This window comes from Thermodesulfobium sp., assembly GCF_053498235.1.
In genome coordinates, this window is the sequence record NZ_JBRCUV010000029.1 from 26,767 (window position 1) to 36,533 (window position 9,767).

8 protein-coding genes are annotated in these 9,767 nt (G+C 33.3%); 1 reads left to right on the forward strand and 7 read right to left on the reverse strand.

What is annotated here, in order from left to right; translation table 11 throughout:
* Positions 1 to 12: 12 nt before the first annotated feature.
* From rpmF to ACWIUX_RS03545, 3 genes are read right to left on the reverse strand one after another with little or no spacing between them, the layout of a single operon-like run.
* The gene (rpmF, locus tag ACWIUX_RS03535) at positions 13 to 210 is read right to left on the reverse strand and encodes a 50S ribosomal protein L32 (protein WP_448589348.1); all 198 of its coding nucleotides are present in this window, start codon (positions 208 to 210) and stop codon (positions 13 to 15) included.
* Complete coding sequence (locus ACWIUX_RS03540) at positions 182 to 607, reverse strand: YceD family protein (RefSeq protein WP_448589349.1); 426 nt, start codon at positions 605 to 607, stop codon at positions 182 to 184. The genes rpmF and ACWIUX_RS03540 overlap by 29 nt, the downstream gene beginning before the upstream one ends.
* A 59-nt stretch (positions 608 to 666) precedes the next feature.
* Positions 667 to 1,116, reverse strand: a complete 450-nt coding sequence (locus ACWIUX_RS03545; RefSeq protein WP_448589350.1) for an MOSC domain-containing protein — start codon at positions 1,114 to 1,116, stop codon at positions 667 to 669.
* Between the two features lie 181 nt (positions 1,117 to 1,297).
* On the opposite strand from ACWIUX_RS03545, the gene ACWIUX_RS03550 reads away from it, so the two are divergent.
* Positions 1,298 to 2,554: a M48 family metallopeptidase gene (locus ACWIUX_RS03550; RefSeq protein ID WP_448589351.1), complete on the forward strand. Its 1,257-nt coding sequence runs from the start codon at positions 1,298 to 1,300 to the stop codon at positions 2,552 to 2,554.
* 52 nt (positions 2,555 to 2,606) lie between these two features.
* Here the strand turns inward: ACWIUX_RS03550 and ACWIUX_RS03555 are convergent, their stop codons facing one another.
* The 4 genes from ACWIUX_RS03555 to ACWIUX_RS03570 form a co-directional block, all read right to left on the reverse strand.
* Entirely contained in the window at positions 2,607 to 3,677 is a 1,071-nt protein-coding gene (locus ACWIUX_RS03555; RefSeq protein ID WP_448589352.1) for an NADH:flavin oxidoreductase/NADH oxidase, read from the reverse strand.
* Positions 3,678 to 3,915: 238 nt separating this feature from the next.
* On the reverse strand, positions 3,916 to 6,207 hold the full coding sequence (hypF, locus tag ACWIUX_RS03560) for a carbamoyltransferase HypF (protein ID WP_448589353.1): 2,292 nt from the start codon (positions 6,205 to 6,207) through the stop codon (positions 3,916 to 3,918).
* A gap of 193 nt (positions 6,208 to 6,400) precedes the next feature.
* Positions 6,401 to 7,990, reverse strand: coding sequence for an APC family permease (locus ACWIUX_RS03565; protein WP_448589354.1), 1,590 nt, complete (start codon positions 7,988 to 7,990; stop codon positions 6,401 to 6,403).
* 229 nt (positions 7,991 to 8,219) lie between these two features.
* Positions 8,220 to 9,512 carry an MFS transporter gene (locus ACWIUX_RS03570; RefSeq protein ID WP_448589355.1) on the reverse strand — a complete coding sequence of 431 codons (1,293 nt, stop codon included), beginning with the start codon at positions 9,510 to 9,512 and terminating at the stop codon, positions 8,220 to 8,222.
* Between the last annotated feature and the right edge of the window lie 255 nt (positions 9,513 to 9,767).

Sequence of the window (9,767 nt, forward strand, 5' to 3'; positions counted from 1 at the left end):
TTTATCCTATTTTTAGTCTTCCACCTTTTCAGCTTTGGTCGTAAGAACTACCCTACCTCTATAAGTTCCGCACTTCGAACATGCCCTGTGTGCAAGAGTTGGAGCCCCACAATGAGGACAATTAATCATGTTTGGCATTTCACCTTCTATAATATAAGGCCTTCTTGTATTTTGACGCATTTTAGAACGACGCTTTTTTGGTACTCCCACTAATTTTAACCTCCTTAATATCTTCTCTGCAAAGAACACAAACAGGTTTCATAGGAAACCACAACAAAAACTCTTGCCTTAATAGCTCAGAAAGATCAATCTCTTTTCCGTGAATTGCAAACTGATCCTCACCAGGCTTGCCTTTAACAAACTCGTCATTAAGCTCAAACTCAATCTTTTGTTTAAATTTGTTAAGGCAGATTGCACACTCCATTACAAGCGTACTCTTAATTTTGCCTTGCACCAATATTGACTTCCCAACATTCGTTAAGGTCAAATCAAAATCAATTGGCGAGCAAAATTCAAGAGAGGGCTCAAAAAACTGAGCTTCTTCCTTAGTCCTAATTCTAATACTGCTTCCCACATCGTCAAGGATTTGCGAGACATCTATTCTCATCTGAAACCCTGCCTTTCAAACGAAGCTATTATAAAAATCCTTTTAAAAATTGTCAAACATCAAATATCAAAATCTACAACATCTCCTATACAAACCTTACCACCTTTTAAAACCTTACAAAACACACCCTCTTTTAACATTTGATTATATGGTCTATTAAATTGTAAATAGGTTGATTTTTCAAGATGTTCATTCTCTCCCTTACCAATTTCTACAATTTGTAAAATAACCTCATCTCCTACTTTGAATTTAGTACCTACTTTCATATCATAAATATCTACTCCATCAACAGTAATATTGTCAGCATAGTCACCCGGTTTCAAATTAAGTTCCTTCGCTATTCCTCTTGAATATGTAGATAAACTCGATATACTAATTTGCCTTTGAGAAATACCGGCATGAGCATCTCCTACCACACCATAATCTTCGATAAGTTCAATACAATCTACGCTATTTTTTGGAACCCCTCTTTCAGTTGAGATAGCACAGTTAACAACTTTGCCTTTCAAAGTAACCTCCTAAAAGGTGGTAAAATATTAGTTTATAGCTTTTTCTTAGATCATTAATTTACTTTTATTTTACTACAAATATTAGTTTTAAAAGTAAAGTTTTTATAATAATATCTAGAATTATAATGCTAGTGTAACTAGTATAATAAATATACTAGAAATGAAAATTATGGAGGACAGTTTGCAGCAGAGCGGATACTTGTTTATTTTTCTTGTAATAATTGTAAACCTATTTGAAATTTTTCTCGAATTTTTAAATCTTAGAAATCTGAGCATAAAAAATTTAGAAAAAATAAAAGAGATATTTCCTATAGACAACCCAATATCCCTAATAAAATATCAAAAATCTAAAATAGCTCTGCAAATGGTTAAAGGAATTGTTGAGATACTCGTTTTCTTTTATTTATTCTCAACAAATATAATCCAATCAATATCTACAGAAATTTACAAACTTCACACATTTGAGTTTTTAAAATCCTTTATGTTATTTGTCTCCTTTTATACAATATTTAAGGTCATAGAACTACCTTTTGTTATAATTGACACATTTTACATTGAAAAAATCTTTGGTTTTAGTAAAATAACAAAAAAATTGTTTCTTAAGGATATATTTTTACAAACGATTATCGGGTTGGTCATACTTTTTTTAATATTATTTGCCATAACAACCTTCATACATCTAACAGGAGCTTTTTGGTGGATATATGCTAGTTTTTTCATCATTTTACTGAATTTCTTTATTCTCTATATTTATCCAATATTTATTGCTCCACTATTTAACAAGTTTACTTCACTATCTGATACCGAATTAGAGTCGAAAATTAAAGAAATTCTTGAAAAAACAGGTTTTTTTCTTGAAAACGTCTTTGTAATGGATGCTTCAAAGAGATCAACCCATTCAAATGCGTTTTTTACTGGATTTGGAAAAAAGAAAAGATTAGTTTTATTCGATACCTTCTTACAAAATCACAATCACCCTGAGATTATATCTGTTCTATGTCATGAACTAGGACATTTCAAACATAAACATATTTTCAAGATGTTTTTATTTAATGCTGGAGCGATAATCTTGGCAATGTTTATTAGCGCCAAACTGCTTCAGCTAAATTATATTTACTTTATGTTTGGCTTTAAAAATTCTTTATATAATGGTTTGTTCATAGTATTTACAATTTTTTTACCTATTGGTAGTATCATCTTAAAACTCATATTTATGCCTATTTCAAGAGCTAATGAATACCAAGCAGATGAATTCGCAATAAATCTTACGAAAGATCCAGAAACTTTCAAAAATACTCTTATCAAACTGTACAAAGATAACTTGTCAAATCCAATACCACATCCACTTTATGTTTTTTTTAATTACTCTCACCCTCCATTAATAGAGAGAATAAAGCATATTTTAAAATATTCTGAAAAAGTAATTAGTAAAACCTGATCATACAGAGGAGTTAATTTATACTATTTATATCAACTTACTATGATTTGTCTTAACTTAGTTTTGCCCTTAAATACTGAAGAGGCCACTGTATATCTTGTTTTAATACTTTTGCAGCATGTAAAGGCCAATAAGGATTTCTAAGAAGCTCTCTACCAAGAAGAACAATATCAGATTGTTCTGTGCAAAGGATATGCTCTGCTTGATAAGGATCCACTATCATGCCAACAGCTCCTGTTAAAATATTCGAATTCTCTCTTATTATTTGAGAAAATTTTGTTTGAAAACCAAAATCTATTGGAATTACAGCTTCGGGAGATATTCCCGCACTTGAAACGTCAATTAGATCAACGCCAACTCCTTTAAGTTCTTTTACAAACTCAATGCTCTGATTCACATCCCAGCCCTTCTCTATCCAATCGGTTACAGAAATTCTTACAAAAAGCGGCATATCATTTGGCATCACACCCCTTACTTTTTCTGCAACCTTCAAAGGAAATTTGATTCTATTTTCAAATTTCCCACCAAAATCATCATTCCTTTTATTGGTCAGGGGAGAGAGAAATTCGTGTAACAAATAGCCATGTGCCATATGAATTTCTATAAAGTCAAAACCAGCCCTTACTGCCCTTTTTGCAGCATTCTCAAATGCGTTCAAGACATCCAAGATATCCCTTTGTGTCATTTCTTTTGGTATTAAAGAATCCTTATCAAATGGTATAGGACTTGGAGCAATTACACCCCATCCTCCATGAGATTCATCAAGAGTTTGTTCATTCCTCCAGGGAACGTCATTCGAAGCCTTTCTACCAGCATGAGCAAGCTGTATACCAACTTTCGCTCCATAGCTTTTCACTAACTTAACAAGCTTTGCAAATTCGATCTCTTGTAAATCATTGTAAATACCAAGATCATATGGTGTAATTCTCCCTCTTGGCTCTACAGCTGTTGCCTCAACTATAATCCCTCCAACTCCTCCAATAGAACGAGTAAGATAATGTGTGATGTGCCATTCGTTAAGTATCCCATCATTTGCGCTATATTGACACATTGGAGGCATAAATATCCTATTTCTGAATTCTAAACCTCTAATCTTAATCTTGGAAAAAAGCTTGTTTTCCACAGTAGACCTCCTAAAAGTAAGTTATAGCTTTATTTTACTCCTATTTACTACTAAATTACTAGATTATTTTTTTGCTTTTTTATTAGCCAAATTAGAATTTCAACTTCAAAGTCATTTCTACTTTGGAAACTTCAAGTTTATTCAAGCGAAGTTCTTCTTGACTTCAAGGTAACTGTATTTTTAAATTCTTACTTTACTTTACTAAACTGAAACTTATAGACCAGATTAGAAAAAACTGCTATTTTATTAATTCTTTTCCTATACATATCTGCCCAAGTGCAATTGATGAATCGTTCAATGGAACTTTATGCGGCAAATAAACATTATAACCTCGAGAATTCAAAGCCTCCCAGATCCTCTTTAACAATATTCTATTTACAAACGATCCTCCACAAAGTACAACCTTTCTAATGCTATATTTTTCACAAATACTTTGCACACAATTTAGACTAATCTCTGAAATAGCCTCATGAAAAGATAGAGCAATATCTTCAAGGGGTATTTTTTTCTCTTTCATATCAATTATATTTCTAATTATCTGATCAACTGGAATCTCAATTTCACCTGACAGATCAAAATCCACATTAAATGGATATATTCTTTTACCAGTAATTGCTAATTCTTCTAGCTTCTGTGCTGCCTCAGCTTCAGTACTTATCACGGTTGAAAGTCCTAAAATTGCAGCAACACCGTCAAAAAGTCTCCCTATGCTACAGCTTAGTGGACAATTTATATTTTTCTTAAGCATATTTATGATGATTTCTATTTTATCCCTTTCATCAAAATTTATATGTTTTGAAATTTCCATAGGGTCTAGACCTAAATCGACTAGCAAAGACAAACCTATTCTATAAACTTCCTTAATTGCTTTTTCAGATCCTGGCAGTTTGAAGTATGAGAAGTGAGCAACTCTCCTAAATTCCTTTCTGTTAGCTATTAAAAACTCGCTCCCCCATATTTTTGAATCCGTACCATATCCAGTTCCATCAAATGAAAGCCCTATAACTTCATCTTCAATACCGTGTTCTTCCATTACAGCAGCAATATGTGCATGATGATGTTGAACAAAAAGCCTCTGTGAACCACCTGATATTTCATCAGTAAGTCTTGTAGTAAAATAATTCGGGTGCATGTCGGAAATAAAAATTTCAGGCTTAATATCAAAAACCTTCTTGAAATGTTCAAGTGTTTTTTTAAAAACTTCGTAAGTATTCACAGACTCAAGATCACCCAAATACTGACTCAAAAAAATTACATCATCCTTAGATAGTGCAAAGCTACTTTTAAGATCTGCTCCTGCAGCAAAAATATGTTTTTTAGATTTCTTTGTAAAAAATGGCATTGGCACAAATCCCCTTGAACGCCTGATAAAGAATTCATTTTCGTTCAACACAAACATCACGCTATCATCGCTTTGGATTGCAATTTCCCTATTATAGGCAACAAAGTAATCAGCAATATTTGAAAGTTTTTCAAAAGCAATTTCATCCTTGTAAATGATTGGTTCATCAGATAAATTAGCACTGGTCATAACTAATATCATAAAATCGTCTTTATTAAATAAAAGATGTTGAAATGGAGTATACGGAAGCATTATTCCAATATGAGTTAAATTCGGTGCTACGTACTTGCTGATACTCTCTAGTGCCTTTTCTTTTTGTTTTAGCAAAACTATAGGTCTTGCTCTTGAGGTTAAAAGTTTTAATTCTTTTTCTGAAACATACAAAAAATCTTTAACAACCTCTATATTTGCCATAAGAGCAAATGGTTTAAACGGTCTTCTTTTTCTCTTTCGCAATTCTAAAACAGCTTTATCATTTCTTGCGTCAACTGCAAGATGAAATCCTCCAACGCTCTTAATTGCTACTATGTTACCAGCCATTAAGAGTTTATAAGTTTCATCGATTACATCATCCACGCTATCTTTTATTAGATTCCTTTCTTTGTCGAATAGGTACACACGAGGTCCGCATAAAGGACAGGCAGTAGGTTGAGTGTGAAATCTTCTGTCAAGTGGATCAGAATATTCCCTGCTACATTCAGGGCACAATTTGAAAGGATTCATAGTTGTGTTTTTTCTGTCATAGGGTATATCGTAAATAATACTAAATCTCGGTCCACAGTTTGTACAAGTTATAAAAGGATAGTGAAATCTCCTATCATGTTCGTTAAACAATTCTTTCAGACAGTCATCACAAATATTAGTATCAGGAGGAATAAATGTTGTCTTCTTACTTGTTTGTTTACTCTTTTCAATTATAAAATTTTTATAATCAACTATTTCTCTTTCTTCCGAATAAATACTTTTTACCATAGCGAGCGGAGGAAAATTTTTCTTTATGGCAAACAAAAAACTATTTAGCTTTTCAACTTCCCCCTCAACTTCAATAGTTACGCCCTCAGTATCATTCAAACAATATCCCTTCAAAGAAAACTCCCTAGCCAGCCTATAAATAAAAGGTCGAAAACCTACTCCTTGGACAATCCCTTCGACTCTTACATAGATATGTTTTAGCATATTATGAATCATACCAATTACTCTTAAAAATAGCAACCTTTTTGATGTTTTATAAACAAATTTTGCAATAAAATCAAAGCAACTATTGCCAAAGAATTCTTCTTTGAATGTAAATAAAGAAATTTAACTTGCTTAATTCTTAAAAAAGCAGAGGGCACATTTGAAGCAATTACCCTCTGCGAAAATAGTTTTAATTGTTCTTCTACTATTTAGCAGCTAAAGCAGCAACCTCATCTCCTCTTTCATTAACTACTTCTTTGATATCCTCAGTATAGTGAGCGCTATTAACTGCCCAGAAGAAGAATATTACAGAAGCGATTATTAGCACAAACTGGTCCATAGGATATTCCACAATTCCAAGCCCTTCAAAGTGTTTACTGCCTATATAGCTCATAAAGGCTACAAAAAGCATATAGCATATAAGCCATATTCCAGATTTAACGTTCTTACCAAGGTCTTTCTTCAACTCTTCTCTAGTAGCTACAAAGTAAAAGTAGAGTAAAAATGCTACCAGATCTACTGCAATTAAGACAGAAACGTTTGACCATCCGCTCCAGTCTATAAGAAGTGTGCATACCACAAATGCTATAAGAGATATAGCAGTTATAGGTTCAGCTTTAAAAGGTCTATAAAGATTTGGAGCAAATTTCCTAAGGCTCATTACGCTCACTGGTCCGATCATATAGGTCAATACAATTGCATTCGATACAACGCCAACCAACTTATTCCATGAAGGGAAGGGTGCAGTCCATATTACTGCCAACACTAATGCTAACCATAGCGCATATCTTGGTACACCTGTTTTCTCATCAATATCTACAAATATTTTCCAAAAAATACCGTTACGAGCTTGAGCATTTATAATTCTCGATGTAGAAGTCATGTATATCAAACCTGTACCAGAAGGTGATATTACAGCATCAGCAAATACTATAGTAGCCAACCAATGAATGTTTAACAAGAGTAGTATTTCAGCAAATGGTGACCTGAAGTTAATATGACCCCAGCCTTTTGCCAATTCCTGGACTGGCAGAGAACCTACAAATGTTAATTGTAAACAAACATATAATATTATTGCTAAACCAACTGCTAAACCAACTGCTAAGGGTACATCTTTTGTTGGATTTTTTGCTTCACCTGCAAGGTTTACAGCTTGTCTAAATCCTAAATAGGCAAAAATTATGCCGCCGCTTGATACAGCAGCCAAAATCGCAGGAAAACCAAACGGCGCAAAACCACCATATTGGGTAAGATTTGCAGGATTAAAATTTGTAAACAAAAATATTACAGTCGCAGTAGGTGTAAAGAACTTAAATATTGTTATTATTGTATTTGTCTTCCCTGCAATTCTTATACTCCAATAGTTAAGTAAGAAATAGATTATAATTATTCCCATTGTAAAAAACCAACCAATAAGTGTTACCTGATGCCCACTGTATAAAAATGGCAAATAAGAGCTGGCAAACTGAACTGTTGCCAGGGCTTCAATAGCTATAACTGCAGAATCACCTATAATTAAAGCAACTGCTAAGGCATAACTAACGAAGTTCCCGTGGGTGTATTGAGGATATCGAATCAAAGAACCAGATTCTGGAAGCATACCAGATAGTTCAGCATATACTAAAGCTATAAAAAATACACAAATTCCACCAATAACCCAGGCAAATACTGCAGCAGGACCAGCAAGATTAGCAGCTTTCTGTGAAGCAAAAAGCCATCCTGAACCAACAATTCCGCCAAGACCTAACATCGTTAGATCGAGTAGATTTAACTCCTTTTTCAATTTCGACTTCAAAACCTTCATCTCCTTTTGTTAAGATTTAGTCTCTGCACCAAACTTAACATTCAAGAAAAAGAATTTTCCCTTAAATGTTAAGTTTTTAAACCTAATTTACCTACCCTCCCTTCTCAAAAACTCTTTCTTAAACTTTACAGTTTAAGAAACTAAGTTTTTTACATATTAGATAGTAATTATTACCTACCAACCTGAAAGCTTAAAAGCTTTCAGGTTGGTAAAAGTTTCTCTAAACTTGAAATTTCTCCTTATCTGGGTGATGAAATAATATCACACTAACAACTGATGTAAGATTGAGAAAGAGTAGAAAACCAAAAGCTCCCACAAAAGAACCTGTAAGCTGCACTATTAAACCTGTCAAGGTAGAAGCTATAAGCCCAGCTACTGCAAAACCAAAATCCATTATACCAAGTGCTGTACCAGATCTTTGCCTTATAACATCAATGTTAGTAGCGTAATAATTTGGGTTTGCAGCCATACCTAGACCCACTGCTAATGCAATAAATATCATTGCAATATTTACGTCATGATAAAGCATAATTGGAATAAGACTTAAACCACTTAGAAGTTGGCTAATCCAAATTGGATGCGAACGTGCTTTCCTAAGACTTTTTGTACTTGCATATATCTTGTCGGAAAGTCTTCCATCAAGAAACAACAAAACTGTAGCAAGAGCCCATGGCAAAACAGTAAACATACCAATTTTCATAACGTTCATGTGATAAGTTTTATCTAGAAAAGTTGGTAGCCATCCCATAAAGAAAAACAAATTATAACCAAATACAAAAAATGCCCAGTCATTGGATAATAGCGTTGGATTGGTTAGTAAAAACTTCCACAAGCCCTTGGGCACACTTGTGTGCTCGTGTCTAATTTCAAGACTTGTTCTACTTCTATCGACTTTAGCACCTTCTCTGATATAACTAAGCTCTTCATCGTTTACAAATTTTGATCTTTCAGGGAAATTCCTAAACAAATAAAGCCAAATTGGCGCCCAAATCATGCCTACGATACCTAAGATCATAAACATCACTTGCCATCCAAAAATTGTTGACAAGGATGCAACTATAGGTCCACCAATCATAAGGGCAAAGGGAACTGCGACTAAACCATTTGCTAAAGCGGTAGATCTTTCTTTTAATGGCAACCAATCACCTACTACTCTGTTCATTGCAGGAAAATTAGGGCCTTCAGCCAAACCTAACAATAACCTAACTACAAAAAGGAATGCAAAACCTGTGGCGAATGCTGTTGAGAATATGCTTGCTGACCAAATTAAAGCTCCCCAAAACCATACCTTTCTTGCTCCCCAATTGTCAACAAGAAGACCTCCTACAAAAACCATTAATGCATATCCAATATTAAAAGCTCCTAACGTCAAACCAATATCTTCCGGATTCAAATGAAATAATTTGCTTAAAATTGGCATTGCAAAAGCAATAGCACTACGGTCAACATAGTTAATAACTGTAATAAAAAATACCAATCCCATAATAACCCATCTAAAATTCGTCTTGCTCATTCATTAACCCCCTTTAAAATTTAAAAAAATAAAAAAACACAATCTAACATTAATGATCTCTTTTTATGCACCCTCCCTTCTGTCAGAATTATCAAACACTAATTAAACTTTACTTACAACTTCCTACATAATTTAAATCATTCTGATTATATCATTGAAATTTAAAATACATATATATATAATTTTTATCAATTATTTAAAAATCACTAATTAAATTTAAAAAATGCATTATTTTCGATCTATTGTATTTATAGC